This window comes from Sanguibacter sp. HDW7 (genome assembly GCF_011300875.1).
Taxonomy (GTDB): Bacteria; Actinomycetota; Actinomycetes; order Actinomycetales; family Cellulomonadaceae; genus Flavimobilis.
Genome location: NZ_CP049862.1, coordinates 2,542,365 through 2,558,561 on the forward strand (window position 1 = coordinate 2,542,365; position 16,197 = coordinate 2,558,561).

At 71.9% G+C, this 16,197-nt stretch carries 10 protein-coding genes; all 10 read right to left on the reverse strand.

The window, feature by feature from the left end; genetic code table 11:
* Positions 1-137: 137 nt before the first annotated feature.
* Positions 138-1,343 (reverse strand): acyltransferase, encoded by a 1,206-nt coding sequence (locus G7063_RS11575; RefSeq protein WP_166414526.1) that lies wholly within the window; start codon positions 1,341-1,343, stop codon positions 138-140.
* Entirely contained in the window at positions 1,336-2,289 is a 954-nt protein-coding gene (locus G7063_RS11580; RefSeq protein ID WP_240916057.1) for an exopolyphosphatase, read from the reverse strand. The genes G7063_RS11575 and G7063_RS11580 overlap by 8 nt, the downstream gene beginning before the upstream one ends.
* 71 nt (positions 2,290-2,360) lie before the next feature.
* Positions 2,361-2,915, reverse strand: a complete 555-nt coding sequence (locus G7063_RS11585; RefSeq protein WP_370520705.1) for a DUF501 domain-containing protein — start codon at positions 2,913-2,915, stop codon at positions 2,361-2,363.
* Positions 2,916-2,977: 62 nt separating this feature from the next.
* Complete coding sequence (locus tag G7063_RS15305) at positions 2,978-3,640, reverse strand: septum formation initiator family protein (protein WP_240916058.1); 663 nt, start codon at positions 3,638-3,640, stop codon at positions 2,978-2,980.
* Between the two features lie 177 nt (positions 3,641-3,817).
* Positions 3,818-5,098 carry a phosphopyruvate hydratase gene (gene eno, locus G7063_RS11595; RefSeq protein WP_166414529.1) on the reverse strand — a complete coding sequence of 427 codons (1,281 nt, stop codon included), beginning with the start codon at positions 5,096-5,098 and terminating at the stop codon, positions 3,818-3,820.
* Positions 5,099-5,416: 318 nt separating this feature from the next.
* Entirely contained in the window at positions 5,417-8,878 is a 3,462-nt protein-coding gene (locus G7063_RS11600) for a carbohydrate binding domain-containing protein (RefSeq protein ID WP_166414530.1), read from the reverse strand.
* Between the two features lie 331 nt (positions 8,879-9,209).
* Positions 9,210-9,947 (reverse strand): MazG family protein, encoded by a 738-nt coding sequence (locus G7063_RS11605; protein WP_166414531.1) that lies wholly within the window; start codon positions 9,945-9,947, stop codon positions 9,210-9,212.
* A 254-nt stretch (positions 9,948-10,201) separates the two neighbouring features.
* Positions 10,202-11,785: a sugar transferase gene (locus G7063_RS11610; protein ID WP_206188147.1), complete on the reverse strand. Its 1,584-nt coding sequence runs from the start codon at positions 11,783-11,785 to the stop codon at positions 10,202-10,204.
* Between the two features lie 11 nt (positions 11,786-11,796).
* Positions 11,797-12,282 carry an adenylyltransferase/cytidyltransferase family protein gene (locus G7063_RS11615; RefSeq protein ID WP_166414532.1) on the reverse strand — a complete coding sequence of 162 codons (486 nt, stop codon included), beginning with the start codon at positions 12,280-12,282 and terminating at the stop codon, positions 11,797-11,799.
* 232 nt (positions 12,283-12,514) lie between these two features.
* Positions 12,515-16,156: a transcription-repair coupling factor gene (gene mfd, locus G7063_RS11620; RefSeq protein WP_166414533.1), complete on the reverse strand. Its 3,642-nt coding sequence runs from the start codon at positions 16,154-16,156 to the stop codon at positions 12,515-12,517.
* Between the last annotated feature and the right edge of the window lie 41 nt (positions 16,157-16,197).

The window sequence follows — 16,197 nt, forward strand, 5'->3', positions numbered from 1 at the left end:
CGACGCAGGGAACGCCAGGGGAACGGTTGGCCCCGGAGGGCGAGCCCCCCGGGCGATGGACGACGGAGGGGCGAACACCGTCGGTCGGGCGCGGCCAGGTAGCGGGCGTAGTCAGGCGCGCCAGTGGGCCAGTCCTGTCAGCGGGCCAGGCGCGCGTCCCACGCGCCGCGCATCCGCCGCTCGGCCGGCCGCTCGACCCACGCGTGCAGCGCCCACGCTGCCGCGAGGGACCCCGCGAGAACCAGCAGCCCGCACGCGACGCCGAGCAGGCCTCGCTGCCGGCCGACAAGGTCGAGCACGACGTAGATGACGGTCGCGTGCACGAGGTAGAACGCGTACGACCACTCGCCCAGCATGACGAACCGCCGACGCTCGAGCGCCGTCGGCCGACCCTCGAGCGCACGACACGCGACCGCGACGACGAGCAGGGCCGTTCCCACGGTCATGACCTCCTGCACCGACGAGGCGAGCCAGCCCGGCGCTGCGAGCCGAGCCCAGGCGGCGCCGGACGCCCCCGGTCCCGACGTCAGCCACCACGGCGTGAGCGCGAGCCATCCGCCCACGACCGCGAGGACGGCAACGACCGCACCCACCCGCAGCCGCGGCCGCCAGCCCAGAGCGAGCGCCCGTGCGCACGCCATCCCGAGCAGGAACTCCGTCGAGCGCAGCACGGGCCAGGGCAGTCCCCCGACCGCCGCACCGATCGGCCCGCCCAGCAGGACGACGGCCCGCAGCCCGACGAGCAGCACGACGATCCCGCCTGCCGCGACGAGCGTCGCACGCCGGCCGCACCGCGCCAGACCACGGTCCACGAACGGGTGGAACGCGTAGAAGAACGCCTCGCATGTGAGCGTCCACGCCGCTGGGTTGCCCGAGAACAGCACCGACGGGTCGCGCGACCAGCCCTGGAGCAGCACGAACGAGAGGGCGAGCACTCCCAGGCTCGTCCCGCGGACCCACCAGTTCCCCGTATCCGGTCCTACGACGAACGTCGTGAACACCGGGATCGCGAGGAGGAGCGCCACAAGGTGCGCCGGGTAGATCCGCGCGAAGCGCCGCCACCAGAACGTCCGTGCGTCCGGCACCGTCGCCCCCGGCAGTGCCCGGCCCGACGACCACGTGAGGACAAAGCCCGACAGCACGAAGAAGAACGTCACCCCGTGCACGCCGAGCACCGTGAACGCCGCGAGCGGCGCGGGGTAGACGACGAGGTTGCCAAGATGATGGACGAACACCGCGAACGCCGCCCACCAGCGCAGGCCGGTGAGCGCGTCGAGCCGCACTGGCCGGACCGGGGCGGCGGTCGCGGCGGCTCCCACGCCGGGCGCCGCCGGCTCAGTCACGGGCCGCCGCGGACAGCGCGATGCCGTCGAGGATGTCGTGCTCGCTCGTGAGGACGTCCGAGAGCTCGCCGCCCTGCTCCGCGACGCGCTGCGCGACGCGCGCGACGACCTCGGACCACACGAGAGCGCCCGCCGCGATGACGTCGACGCGACCCGGGTGCATGAAGCCGAGCGCCGCACGCTGCTCGCGCGGCATCGTCAGCAGGTCTTCGCACGACGCGAGGACGACGTCGACGGGCAGGATGGCCCCGTTGATCGCGTCGCGGTCGTACGCCGGCAGGCGCAACGCGTGCGCCGTCACCGTCGTCACCGTCCCGGCAAGGCCCACGAGCGTGCGCGCCGCACCGAGGTCGACGTGCTCCTCCGCCACGTCGAGCGCCGCCCGGACGTCCGCGCGCGCCGCAGCGACCTGCTCGGCCGTCGGCGGGTCCGTGACGAGGTGGCGCTCCGTCATGCGCACGCAACCGACGTCCATGGAGAACTCCCCCGCCGGGGCGTCCGTCCCGAGCACGAGCTCCGTCGAGCCGCCGCCGAGGTCGACGACGACGTACGGGGCCGCGTGCCCGTCGCCGATGACGCTCGTCGCGCCCGCGAACGACAGCCGTGCCTCCTCCGCACCCGCGACGACCTCCAGCTCGACGCCGAGGATCTCCCGCACGCCGTCGACGAAGTCCTGGCGGTTGCGCGCGTCACGCGTCGCCGACGTCGCGACGAAGCGCACGCGCTCCGCGCCGAGCTCCGCGATCGTCGCCGCGTACTCGCGCGTCATCGCGAGCGTCCGCGCGAGCGCCACCGGGTCGAGCTCCCCTGTCCGGTCGACGCCCGCACCGAGGCGCACGACCTCCATGCGCCGCACGAGGTCCGTGAGCGTCCCGTCGGACGCGACGTCCGCGACGAGAAGTCGGATCGAGTTGGTTCCACAGTCGATGGCAGCTACGCGAGTCACGACGGACATCCTCCCACCTGCGTCCGACACCCGAGGCATCTCGGGTCCCGGCCCGAGGGTGGGTCAGCTGCTCAGCAGTAGCAGCGGGCCCGCGACCAGGTGCCAGCCTCGGCGATGAGCTCGAGCGCCTCGTCGCCGAGCGGCTGCACACCCGGCCCCGCCGCGAGCGCGTGCCCGACGAGCACGTGGAGGCACTTGACGCGCGTCGGCATGCCGCCGGCCGAGATCCCGTCGATCTCCTCGACGTGACCGAGCGACTCACGCTCTGCGAGGTAGTGCTCGTGCGCCGTGCGGTAGCGCGCGGCCAGGTCCTCGTCCTCGAGCAGCCGGGACGACATCTCCTTCATCACACCGTTCGCCTCGAGCGTGCTCGCCCCCGCCACGAGCGCCGGGTGCGTGAGGTAGAACGTCGTCGGGAACGGCGTGCCGTTCTCGAGCCGCGGCGCCGTGCGCACGACGAGCGGACGCCCGCACCGGCAGCGCGCCGCGATCCCCACGACGCCCCGCGCCTCACGCCCGAGCTGCTCGTGCAGCGCGACGAGGTCCGCCTCCGTCACCGTCTCGTCGACGGACGGCGCACCGCCCGCGGATGGCTGCGGCACGGTCGGGTCGGTCTGCTCGGTCACGGGGCTCCCATCGGGGACGACTGCGGGGACGGCCTCCATTGTCGCTCATGCAGGAAGGAGGGTCAGCCCTCGCCGGCGTCGTCCTCGTCGTCGGCAGGAACCTTGGCCTGCGGGACGGGGGCGCCGTCCTCCGTCACCTCGACCGTGCCCGCGACCTCGAACGAGTTCCACACCGTCGCATACCAGGGCGTCTCCGCGAAGCCCACGTCGACGGGCCCCTCCGTGACGCCCTTGCCCGTCTCCGGGTTGACGTTCTCGACGACCGACTCCGGATCCAGCACGCGCAGCGCGACCTCGCCGGGGTACACGTAGGCGAGCCGCTCGCGCGCCTGCGCCGCGACGAACGCGTCGTCGTCCCAACGGCTCAGCTCGTAGCGCAGCTCGTCGTTGCGGGTCTTCGCGTCCTCAACCTGCTGGCGCATCGCCTGCAGCTCTGCCGCCTGAGTGAAGTACGCGCGCACCGTCGGGAAGAGCAGCACGAACGCGAGCATCGCCACGACGAACAGCACGATCGAGCGCACCGTGAGGATGCGCGGCCACGCCGAGGCCGACGCGACCGGACGCTCGACGCCCGACGCCGCACGCGGCTCGCGCCCCGCCGGGCGGGTGCTCTCGGGACGCGACGCGCCCGAGCGCCCGCTGCCGGACCTCGGCGCGCTGGGGCGCACGCGCGTGCCCGACGACCGCGACGGGCCGCCCGGGGACGCGGGTCGACGAGAGCTCACGGGACCATCCTGCCCGCTGCCGGACGCGTCCGGGGACAACGACCCGCACCCGCGCAGTGTCTTCACCACCACAGCGCCACGAAGAGCGGGGACGACGAAGGCCGGACCCCCGCAGGGATCCGGCCTCGTCAGGCGGTCAGCGCCGCCCCGAGCTCACACGTCCGAGGACGTGAGGACTCACTTGCCCCAGCGCGGGAACGCCGAGCGGCCCGCGTAGACCGCGGCCTCGCCGAGCGCGTCCTCGATGCGGAGGAGCTGGTTGTACTTGTTGATGCGCTCGCCACGGGCGGGGGCACCGGTCTTGATCTGGCCCGCGTTGACCGCGACCGAGAGGTCAGCGATCGTCGTGTCCTCGGTCTCGCCCGAACGGTGCGACACCATCGCCGTGAAGCCGGCACGCTGCGCGAGCTGGACGGCCTCGAGGGTCTCGGTGAGCGTGCCGATCTGGTTGAGCTTGACGAGGAGCGAGTTCGCAGACTTCTCCGCGATGCCGCGAGCGAGACGCTCGGGGTTCGTCACGAAGAGGTCGTCGCCGACGATCTGCACCTTGTCGCCGACCTTCGCGACGAGCTTGGCCCAGTCGGCCCACTCGTCCTCGGACAGCGGGTCCTCGATCGAGACGAGCGGGTAGTCCGCGACCAGCTGCTCGTAGTAGGCGATCATCTCGTCGCCCGACTTCTGGCCGCCCTCGAACTGGTACGCGCCGTCCTTGAAGAACTCGGTCGCGGCGACGTCGAGCGCGAGCGCGACGTCCTCGCCCGGCTTGAAGCCGGCCTTCTCGATCGCGACGAGGATGAGGTCGAGCGCGGCACGGTTCGACGAGAGGTTCGGCGCGAAGCCACCCTCGTCACCGAGACCCGTCGCGAGACCCTCGGACTTGAGGACCGACTTGAGCGAGTGGTAGACCTCGGCACCCGTGCGCAGGGCCTCCTTGAAGGAGGACGCGCCGATGGGGGCGACCATGAACTCCTGGATGTCGACGTTCGAGTCCGCGTGCGAGCCGCCGTTGAGGATGTTCATCATCGGGACGGGCAGGACGTGGGCGTTCGGGCCGCCGACGTAGCGGTAGAGGTCGAGACCGGCCTCGTCCGACGCGGCACGGGCCACGGCGAGCGAGACGCCGAGGATCGCGTTGGCGCCGAGCTTGCCCTTGTTGGGCGTGCCGTCGAGCTCGAGGAGCGTCTGGTCGATCGCGCGCTGGTCCTCGACGTCGAAGCCGAGGATCTCGGGGGCGATCTCCTCGTTGACGGCGTCGACAGCACCCTGGACGCCCTTGCCGAGGTAGCGGCCCTTGTCGCCGTCACGGCGCTCGACGGCCTCGAACGCGCCGGTCGACGCGCCGGAGGGGACGCCCGCGCGGGCGGTCACGCCGGAGTCGAGGGCGACCTCGACCTCGACGGTCGGGTTGCCGCGCGAGTCGAGGATCTCGCGTGCGTACACGCCTTCGATGATGGCCACAGAGAACTCCTTCAGATGACTGTGTGGTGGTCGTTCCTAGGGTAGTCGCCCCCGCCGACGCGTGGGACCCGTCTTTCGTCCTACGGACGCCGTGCATGTACGGAGCACGGTCCCGGCAGGGTCGCGCACGGCTCACGCGCGACCGCAGGACACCCGCGAAGGGCCCCACCGCGGCCGGCAGGCCACTCGTGCCGACGCACCGCGGCCCCTGCAGCGGGGGACTGCCGGGGCCGCGGTGGAGCGGGGCGGTCCGGGACGGCCGTCACGACGACGACCGTCCCGGACCACCGGATCATCGGGGCTGCCCGGCGCCCTGACTCACTTGCCGATACGGGCGAGGGAGACCGAGAACGTGTCCCAGTCCTCCTTCTCCATCGACGTCGACTCGTCCGCCGAATAGGCCTTCGTGGCGTTGTCGAGGACGGTCGGGTCGTGCGGCAGCGAGTTGATGCCGGACTGACCGAACGTGCTGATGAGCTGCACGCCGAGGCCCTGCGACTCGAGCTTGGCCTTCGTCATGCCGAGCAAGGCCAGCGGGATGGACATCTCGTAGAAGGTGTCCTGCGCCTTGTTGTGCCCCGCCTTGAGCAGGTCGGAGTACTTGCTCGCGTCCGTGAGGTCCGCGGGCGTGTAGCCCTCGTAGCCGTTCTTCTTCACACCCATGAGGGTCGAGCCCGTGAAGCCGTCGCCCGCCTTGTACTTCACGCCGCCGGCCGTGAAGCCGAGGACGTTCGCGGTCTTGTAGTCGAACGCGCCACCCGCGTTGAGCGAGAAGATCGACGGCTGACCGACGCCCGACTTCGCGGAGAACATCGCGAGCTTGTCCACGCCGTTGGTGAACTTGTTGTTGATGCCCCACACGCCGCCCGTCGTCCCGTCGATGAGGCCGGAGCCCTGCTTCGTGGAGTCCGTGTCGAAGGCGAGCTGGAACGGGATGTCACCGTTGGTCGGCTTGCCGTTGTCCGAGATCGGGTAGCCCTGACCGGGATCGGTGACGTCGGTGACGTTCGTGATCTGCCACATGAGGTAGAGGTTCGTGTCGTCCCACGCGCCCGAGAGCGAGTAGAGGTCGTACACGGGGCCCTCGTGCGAACCGCGGAAGATCCGCGGGTCGTCGTTCGCCACGCCCTGCGCGACGATCATGTCCGACGTCCACTCCGAGGCGACGCCGTCGACGGTGATCGTCTTCTGCTTGCCCTTCTGGCCCGAGGGGTTCGTCGCGTAGTACGGGCCCTCGGCCGAACCGCCGGTGGGCGGCGTCGTCGGGCCCGTCGTCGGTTCGTCCGTCGGCTCGTCCGTCGGGTCGGTCGTCGGGTCGGTCGTCGGCGGGTCCGTCGGCTCGGTCGCCGCCGCGGCGGTCACCTTCGCCGAGTAGGCCGAGGCCTGGCCGTCCGCGCCCTCGGCACGGACCTTGTACGTATACGTGAGGCCCGACGCGAGGCCGTCGTCCGTGATCGAGGGACCGGCGACGTCACGCTTCGACGCGAACGCACCACCCTCGCGCACGACGGTGTAGAGCACCGCGCACTCCGAGTCTCGAGGTGCGTTCCACGTCACGGTCGCCGTGCCGCCGTCAAGGACGGCCTTGAGACCCGTCGGGACGAGAGGCTGCTTGCCCTCCGTCGTGCACGAGCCGGGCTCCGTCGTCGGCGGGTCCGTCGGCTCCGTGGTCGTCGGCGGGTCCGTCGGCTCCGGGGCGCACGGCGAGCCCGCCGAGACCGCACCGTTCTTCACCTGGACGGTCTCGCCCGAGAGCGTGTAGTCCTTCGACCCGTTGTTGTCCCACGCACCCGCTCCGTCGGTGAAGACCGCCGTGATCTTCGCGCCCTTCGAGTCGATCGTGTGCTTGAGCCAGCCGTCGCACGCGGGAGCCATCCTCACGCCGGGGACCGCGGTCCACGCGCCCGAGCCGACCTTGAAGTGGATGTTCGTCGTGGCCCACGTCCCCTTGGGGTAGTAGACCGTCGTCGTGTCGGCGACCGGCGCGCACGGGTCACCCTGCGTGGCCGCTCCGTCCGCCACGACGACCGAGGCGCCCGTGAGCGCGTAGTCCTTCGACCCGTTGTTGTCCCACGAGCCCGCACCGTTGTTGAACGCCGCCGTGACACCGGACGCGCCGCCCGGGATCTCGGCGGAGACGTAACCGTCGCACGCGGGCGTCATCGCGACGCCGGGCGCCGTCGTCCACGCGCCGGAGCCCACCTTGTAGTGGACCTTCGTCGAGCTCCACGCAGACTTGTAGAAGACCTTCATCGCACCGGACGCCGGGGGCGTCGTCGGGTCGGTCGGGTTCGTCGTCGTCGGCGGGTCCGTCGGCGTCGTGCCGGCCTTGACGAGCGCGAGCGCACCGTACTGCGGCACCGTCGCCGTGAACTGCCCCGCGCCGTTGACCGTGTAGGTCTTGCCCGTCGCGGAGACGACGTCCGTGTACGTGCCCGCAGGCAGAGACGTCGAGTACGTGCGGGTCGAGGGCGAGGCCTCGTTGTTGAGGACGAGGAAGCCCTTGTCCCCGCGGCCGAACGCGACCTGGTTGTTGCCGTTGTCCCACCAGTTCGTCACGGAGGTACCCGCGACGAGGTTGTGGAACTTCACCATGCCGGTGATCTCAGGCTTGCGCTGGATGCACGTCCATGAGCTGCTCGAGCACGAGGCGTCCGGGACCTTGCTCCCCGTCGCACCGGGCGCCCCGGCGTCCTTGTCCGTCCACGTGTAGCCCGTGTAGACGGACGGCGAACCGTAGGGCCACGCGAGCATGAACGCGTTGGCGAGCGTGTACTTCGCTCCCCACTTGTAGTTCATGGTCTCGCCGTTGCGCTCGGTGTCGTGGTTGTCGACGAACACACCTGCACGGTTCGACGGCAGCTTGCCGTCGCCGATCGAGCGCAGGTTCTTGATCTGCCCGTCGAAGTGCGTCTTGAGGTCACGGGCGTAGTGGAACTCGTGGGAGTCGCCCGAGCCCAGGTACTCCGACGGCTGGATCGGCTCGCCGTGCGCGCCGATGACCTCGTGGACCCAGAAGACGTCCGGCTTCGACAGCTTCGCCTTGATGGCCTCGAGGTCGGCCGCCGGGATGTGCTTGGCAGCGTCGATACGGAAGCCCGCAACTCCCATCGAGATGAGGTCGTTGAAGTACCCGGCGATCTTCGTGCGCACGTAGTCCGACGACGTGCGCAGGTCCTGGAGCGACACGAGCCGGCAGTTCTGCACGTTGCTGCGGTCGCCGTAGTTGTTGATGTTGCTCTTGCAGTCGTTGAAGTCGTTCGGGCCGTAGAGGCCCGGGTAGTTCTCGACCGAGTAGGACGAGCCGCCCGTCCCGGTGCCGCCGCCCTTGTCGGCGCCCGCCATGTGGTTGACGACGGCGTCGGCGATGATGCCCACACCCGCCTTCTTGCACGTGTTGATCATGTTCTGGTACTCGGCGCGCGTGCCGAGCTTCGACTCGATCTTGTACGACACCGGCTGGTAGGAGGTCCACCACTCGGTGCCCTGGATGTGCTCCTGCGGCGGCGACGTCTGGACGTACCCGAAGCCGGCCGGACCGATCGTCGTCGTGCACTCCTGCGCGATCGCGTTCCACGACCACTGGAACATGTTGAGGATGACGTCGCCACGCCCGTTCGGGGACGAGACCGAGGTGGTGGGCTGGGGTGTCGCACCCTGCGCCGGGAGCGCGAGGGCCGCGAGGCCCGAGCCTGCGACGGCGACGGCCGCGGCGGCCGCGAGGAGGCGCCTGCCGCGGCGTTCGCGCAGTGCTTCGGACGGCTGGACGGGGTGATGCATGGAGATGCTCCTTGCTCAGGGTCATCGATGACCCGTTCCTGGTACCGCGACATCGCGGCACCCGCGCCGGTCGCCTCCCGCAAGACTCCGGCTCGCGACTGCAAGATTACGGAAACTTGCAGTCGAGGCAACTTGGGGCCATCGGCCCCGGGCGCGCTCGCGAGCCAAGCCGCAGAATGGCGCGGATCGTACAAGATGGGATCTTCCGAGCGAGTCCGCATGGCGAGACCTGCCGGACACAGCCACCCCCGTCTCGTAGGTCTCCAGCACCGTTCGATGGTGCTGGAGACCTACGAGACGGGGGTGGCTGGGACTAGCGGGGATCGGGCACCTAGGCCTCGAACTGCTGGGCCTCGAGCTGGCGCGCTGCAGCCGCGAGCCTCGTCGTCCGGCCGCGCAGCACGCTCTCCATGTCGACGCCCGACGCCTCCGCCTCGACGACGAGCGCCTCGAGACGCGCAGCCAGGCTCGCCGACAGGGCACCACCCACGGCACGGTCCGACCCGTTGCCGGAGCTGGCCCCCGAGCCGGCGCCAGCACCATCGACGCCGTCGGCACCGGACGTCGACGAGCGGGCGGGCGCCCCAGCCTCCCGCAGCGCCTCCTCGAGGAGCCCCGCCCGGCGCAGCCTCCCCCGCACCTTCTGCGCCGCCGCGAGCGCCCCGAGCCCCGCCGGGATCCCGTCGAGAACCGACTCCCGCCGCTTCTCCCGCGCCTTGAGCGCGTCCCACTGCGCGTCGAGGTCCCCGAGCGGCGTCCCCGCGAACACGTGCGGGTGGCGGTGGACGAGCTTGGCCGTGAGGTCCCGCACGACGTCCTCGACGTCGAACGGTTCCTCAGCGTCCTCCTGCGCGACCCGCGCATGGAAGACCACCTGGAGCAGGACGTCGCCGAGCTCCTCGCGCAACCCCGCCCGGTCACCCGTCTCGATCGCCTCCGCGAGCTCGGCCGACTCCTCGAGCAGGTACCGCACGAGACTCTCGTGCGTCTGCTCCGCGTCCCACGGGCAGCCGCCCGGCGAGCGCAGGCGGTCCATCGTGCCGACGAGGTCGTCCCAGGCGTTGCTCATGCCGCCATCATCGCGCGCCCGGACACACGCCCGGGACGCACGCCCGGAACCGGCGCGGACCGCACGGCGGGAGGAGGCGACCGGGTCGGGGCGGTCGGCGCACGCCGTCCCCCGCGCGGACCGCCCGCTCAGGGCACCCCGGTGGCGTCCGGGTCGCCGCCGCCACTCGTCGGCGGCGACCCGGACGCGGGGCCGGGGCGGACGACCGCCGCATCGCGGCGACCGGGGGGTGGGTCCGACCCGGAGCCTCGACGTCAGTAGGCGCCCTCGTGCGCGAGCACCGCGCGGAAGGTCCGCGCGAGGATGAGGACGTCACCGACGAGCGACCAGTTCTCGACGTAGTAGAGGTCCTTGCGCAGGCCCTCCTCCCACGAGAGGTCCGAGCGGCCCGAGACCTGCCACAGCCCCGTGAGTCCCGGCTTGACGAGCATGCGGCGCGGCGCGTGGCCGTCGTACTGCGCAACCTCTGCCGGCAGCGGCGGACGCGGGCCCACGAGGCTCATGTCGCCGCGCAGCACGTTGAGGAGCTGCGGCAGCTCGTCGAGCGAGTACCGCCGCAGGACGGCCCCGACCCGCGTGACCCGCGGGTCGTCACGCATCTTGAACAACGGGCCCGCACCCTCGTTCGCGTCCGCGAGCGCCGCGAGCTCCGAGTCCGCGCCGACCCGCATCGAGCGGTACTTGAGCATCTGGAACGGGCGGCCGTCGCGGCCGACACGCTCCTGGCGGTAGAGGACCGGGCCGGCGCTCGTGGCCCGCACCCACACCGAGATGACGAGCATCGGCAGCCCGAGCACGAGCAGCGCGAGGAGCGCCAGGCCCCGGTCGAGCGCGGACTTCGCGACGTAGCGCGCGCCCGTGAACTGCGGGGCGTCGACGTGCACGAGCGAGAGACCCTCGGCCGGGCTCAGCACGACGCGCGGACCCGCGACGTCGACGAGGCCCGGCGCGACGATGAGGTCCGTGCCGGTCGACTCGAGCCGGTAGCCGAGGTCCCGCACGACGCCGGCCGTGAGGCTGTCCGCCCCGACGACCGCGACCGCGTGCGCCCGCACGACCCGCACCTGGTGCGGGACGTCCGGCACGTCGCCGAGCACGGGCACCCCCGCGATCATCTCTTCCGCGAGCGGGTCCCCGCCCGGGACGCACGCGCCCACGACGAGATAGCCGGCGCGCGGGTTGCCGTTGAGGTCCGCGACGAGCTCGGCGACGCACGTCCGCGACCCCGTGACGACGATCCGCGACAGCGCGCGCCCCGCGTCCCGCAGGCTCTTGAGGTACGTGCGCGCCCCGAAGCGGGCGAGCAGCGCGAGCGGCACGCCGAGGACGAAGAGCACGACGACGACACCGCGGTCGACGCGCGCCCCGACGAGGAACGCCGCGAGGCCGACGGCCGCGACGACGTGCCAGCTGGCCCGCCACACGCGCGCATACTCCTCGAGGCCGATGCCGACGATCCTGCGGTCGCGCGTCTTCTCGGCGGCGAGGCCGCCGAACCACAGCACGACGACGAGCGCCGCGACGACCGCACGCCCCAGGACGTCGCCGCCCGCCCACGGCCGCACGGCGACGACCGCCGCGAGCACGATCGCGACGGCGTCGAGCATCATGACGAGCGAGGTGTAGCGCCCCGTCCAGGGGACGCTCGGCAGCAGGCGACGGCGACCGACCGTCTGCAGAGAGGTGCCCGCGACGTCGAGCTGCGGCCCGCGCCCCGTGACCTCGCGGACGGACGGTGCGTGGACGGTCGCGAAGAAGCTCCGGACGCCGGAGCCGACGCCTGACCCGTCAGCAAGCCGGCGGCCGCCGAGGAACGGGAGTCCGATGGGGTGAGCCACGGTGTCTCCTCTCATTCGGCCGCGACGCCCGCGAGCGTCGAGACCGGGTCGAGGAGCGTCAGCGCGCGTCGCAGCTGCGTGCTCGAGGTGTGCATCGTGTACGGGAAGTAGACGACCTCGACGCCGACCTGCGCGAAGCGCAGCTCGAGGTCGGCGCCCGCGGCCGTGCCGCGCCAGTCGTCGCCCTTGAAGAAGAGGTCGAAGGGGTGCTCGCGCCAGGTGACGAGCTTGTCGGGCTGCGCCTCGACGACGACCTCGTCGACAAAACGCACGCTCCGCACGATCTCAGCGCGCTCGAGCGCGGGGACGACGGGACGCCGGCCCTTCGCAGCCTCGAGCATGTCGTCGTCGACGACGCCAGCGATGAGGTAGTCGCACCGTGCCGCGGCGTGGCGCAGGACGTTGAGGTGACCGACGTGGAAGAGGTCCCACGCTCCCGGCGCGTACCCGACGACCTTGCGTACCGCCCCTGCGGCACGCACCTGCCCTGCACCCATGTGCCTGCTCCCCATCGCTCCGACCGCGCGGCGTCGCAGACCTGCGAACGCCTCGTGCGGCGCCCCCGGCCCCGCAGGTCCCAACCTAGGAGCGGGCCGGGATCACCGGGCACCCCTGTGCGGGGTGGGGTCCGGGTGACCTGAGCGGGTGAGGCTCAAGACACGGGGTGAGGCATGGGCGAGGAGCAGTATCTGCTGGGTGCGGACGCCTCGACGGAGGGGTGGGCAGCGCTTATGCCGACGTCCCCCGCGCCGCCGCCGAGGCCACGTTGCCCAGCACGACGGCCTCGACGAGCTGCCGCGCCCAGGCGAGCACGGCCGAGCCGTGCAACGGCTGTCCGCCCACGCGCGCCGTCGTCGGGAACGGCACGAGCACAGCGCGGATCGCCGGCTTGAGCATGCTGCCCGGGTAGAGGCGCTGGAGGCGGAGCGTCGCCGACTCGGGCAGCTCGAGCGGCGCGAAGCGGATGTGCTTGCCCTGCGCCGTGACGTCCCTCAGGCCTGCTGTCCGCACGAAGTTGCGGAACGACGCGACGTCGAAGAGCGCCGAGACAGCCTCGGGCACCGGCCCGTAGCGGTCGACGAGCTCCGCGCGCACCTCGGCGAGGACCTCGTCCGTCTGCGCGGCCGCGATCTTCTGGTACGCCTCGAGCCGCAGGCGCTCGTGCGCGATGTAGTCGTGCGGCACGTGCGCGTCGACCGGGAGCTCGATCGAGACCTCGGGCGCCTCCTCCTCCGCGTCGCCCCGGTAGGCAGCAACAGCCTCGCCGACCATGCGCACGTAGAGGTCGAAGCCGACGCCCGCGATGTGCCCCGACTGCTCGCCGCCCAGCAGGTTGCCCGCACCACGGATCTCGAGGTCCTTCATCGCGATCTGCATGCCCGCACCGAGGTCCGTGTGCGCCGCCATCGTCGCGAGCCGGTCGTGCGCCGTCTCCGTGAGCGGCTTCTCCGGCGGGTAGAGGAAGTACGCGTACGCACGGTCACGACCGCGCCCGACACGGCCGCGCAGCTGGTGGAGCTGCGAGAGCCCGAGCACGTCCGCCCGCTCGAGGATGAGCGTGTTGGCGTTCGAGATGTCGAGGCCCGTCTCGATGATCGTCGTCGAGACGAGGACGTCGAACTTCTTGTCCCAGAAGTCCTGGATCACCTGCTCGAGCTGGTTCTCGTTCATCTTGCCGTGGGCCGTCGCGATCCGGGCCTCCGGCACGAGCTCCTGGAGACGTGCAGCCGCCTTCGAGATCGTGTCGACCTTGTTGTGGACGTAGAAGACCTGGCCCTCGCGCAGCAGCTCGCGTCGCACGGCGGCCGTGATCTGCTTGTCGTCGTACGCCCCGACGTACGTGAGCACCGGGTGGCGCTCCTCCGGGGGCGTCTGCAGCGTCGACATCTCACGGATGCCCGTCACCGCCATCTCGAGGGTGCGCGGGATCGGCGTCGCCGACATCGCGAGCACGTCGACGTCCGTGCGCAGCTGCTTGAGCGTCTCCTTGTGCTCGACGCCGAAGCGCTGCTCCTCGTCGATGATGACGAGCCCCAGGTCCTTGAAGCGCATGAGACCCGTGAGCAGCCGGTGCGTGCCGATGACGACGTCGACCGAACCGTCCTTGAGCCCCTTGAGCACGGCCTCGGCCTCGAGATCCGTCTGGAAGCGCGAGAGCGCCTTGACCGTCACCGGGAACGCCGCGTAGCGCTCCGCGAACGTCTCGAGGTGCTGGTTGACGAGCAGCGTCGTCGGGACGAGCACCGCGACTTGCTTGCCGTCCTGCACCGCCTTGAACGCCGCGCGGACCGCGATCTCCGTCTTGCCGTAGCCGACGTCGCCGCACACGAGCCGGTCCATCGGGACCGGCTTCTCCATGTCCGCCTTGACCTCCTCGATCGTCGCGAGCTGGTCGGGCGTCTCGACGTACGCGAACGCGTCCTCGAGCTCGCGCTGCCACGGCGTGTCCGGGCCGAACGCGTGACCCTGCGTCGCCATGCGCGCCGAGTACAGGCGGACCAGCTCGCCCGCGATCTCCCTGACGTGCTTGCGGGCCTTCGCCTTCGTCTTCTGCCAGTCCGCGCCGCCCATGCGGTTGAGGCTCGGCGACTCCCCGCCCGTGTACCGCGTCACCTGGTCGAGCTGGTCCGTCGGCACGAAGAGCCTGTCGCCCGGCTGCCCGCGCTTCGAGGACGCGTACTCGACGACGAGGTACTCGCGCACCGCCTTCTTCGCGCCCGCACCCGTCGTGCGCTGCACGAGCTCGACGAAGCGGCCCACGCCGTGCTGCTCGTGGACGACGAAGTCCCCGGGCCGCAGAGCGAGCGGGTCGACGACGTTGCGGCGCTTCGACGGCATGCGACGCATGTCGCGCGTCGAGCTGCCCGCCCGCCCCGTGAGGTCGGCCTCCGAGAACACCGCGAGACGCAGGTCCGTGTGGACGTAGCCCGTGCCGACGGGCGCCGCGAGCACGTGGACGACTCCGCCCTCGGGCACGAGCGGCACGTCGCTCACGAGCCGCGCCGCCGTCCCCTCGGCCGAGAGCTGCTCCGTCATGCGCCGGGCAGGACCGTGGCCCTCCGTCGAGAGCACGAGGTGCCAGCCCGCGAGCTGCAGCCCCCGCACGTCGTCGAGCGCCCGCTGCACGTCGCCCCGGTACGTCTCGACGTCGCGCGCGCCGACGCGCAGGACGGGCGCGTCCTCGTCGACGACAGTGGCGTCCTCGCCGTCCGGCCCGTGCGCGAACGGCGTGAGCGTCCACCAGCCCAGGCCCCGCACGGCCGCGAGGTCACGAACGTCAGCGATCGTGAGGAACGACGCCGCAGACAGGTCGATCGGCGTCGCGGCACCCGCCACGGCCGACGTCCACGCCGCCGCGAGGAACTCCTCGGTCGTCGCGACGAGGTCGTGCGCCCTGCGCCGTACCCGCTCCGGGTCCGCGACGACGAGGAGCGCGTCGTCCGGCACGAGGTCGAGCAGCGGCACCATGTCGTCGACGAGCGCCGGCGTGAGCGACTCCATGCCCTCGACCGCGATGCCCTGCGCCATGCGGTCGAGCATCTCCGTCGCACCCGGAAGCCGCTGGATGAGCGCCTCCGCGCGCTCGCGCACCTGCGGGGTGAGGAGCAGCTCCCGGCACGGCGGCGCCCACAGCCCGTGCTCCGCGATCTCGAGGCTGCGCTGGTCGGCGACCGCGAACCAGCGGACCTCCTCGACGTCCTCGCCCCACAGCTCGACGCGCACCGGGTGGTCCTCCGTCGGCGGGAAGACATCGAGGATCCCGCCGCGCACCGCGAACTCCCCGCGCCGCTCGACCATGTCGACGCGCGTGTACGCCGCGTCCGCGAGACGCTGCGCGACGTCCGTGAGGTCGACGCGGTCCCCCGCGCGCAGCTGCACCGGCTCGAGGTCCCCCAGACCTGCGACGACAGGCTGCAGGAGCGAGCGCACGGGCACGACGAGCACGCGCACCGGCCCGTCGACGCCCCGCTCCGCCGCCGGGTGCGCGAGGCGGCGCATGACACCGAGACGGTTGGCGACCGTGTCCGCGCGCGGCGAGAGCCGCTCGTGGGGCAGCGTCTCCCACGCCGGCAGCACCGCGACGTCGTCCGCAGGCAGGTACGACGACAGCGCCGCCGCCGTCTCCTCGGCCTCACGCCCCGTCGCCGTGACGACGACGAGCGGACGGCCCGACCGGTAGACGACGTCCACGACCTCGGCCCCAGCCGCAGCAGCCGCGTCCGGGTCGGCGCCCGCGAGCAGCGCGAGCAGCCCCGGCCGGACGCCCGCCGGTGCGACGACGTCGAGCGCACCCCGCGCGCTCACGCGATCCACCGCGTCGGCCACCGCCGCATCCTGGCGCAGGAGGGCGAGCACACCGGTGAGGGACATGGTTCTCCAAGGTGGGGCAGGCACCCCGGACGACGGATTTT

Excerpts from the sequence above, each read along its gene's own strand:
- G7063_RS11605 (WP_166414531.1), bottom strand. The coding sequence starts at position 9,947 with ATGAGCAACGCCTGGGACGACCTCGTCGGCACGATGGACCGCCTGCGC.
- G7063_RS11615 (WP_166414532.1), bottom strand. The coding sequence starts at position 12,282 with ATGGGTGCAGGGCAGGTGCGTGCCGCAGGGGCGGTACGCAAGGTCGTC.
- mfd (WP_166414533.1), bottom strand. The coding sequence starts at position 16,156 with ATGTCCCTCACCGGTGTGCTCGCCCTCCTGCGCCAGGATGCGGCGGTG.
- G7063_RS11600 (WP_166414530.1), bottom strand. The coding sequence starts at position 8,878 with ATGCATCACCCCGTCCAGCCGTCCGAAGCACTGCGCGAACGCCGCGGC.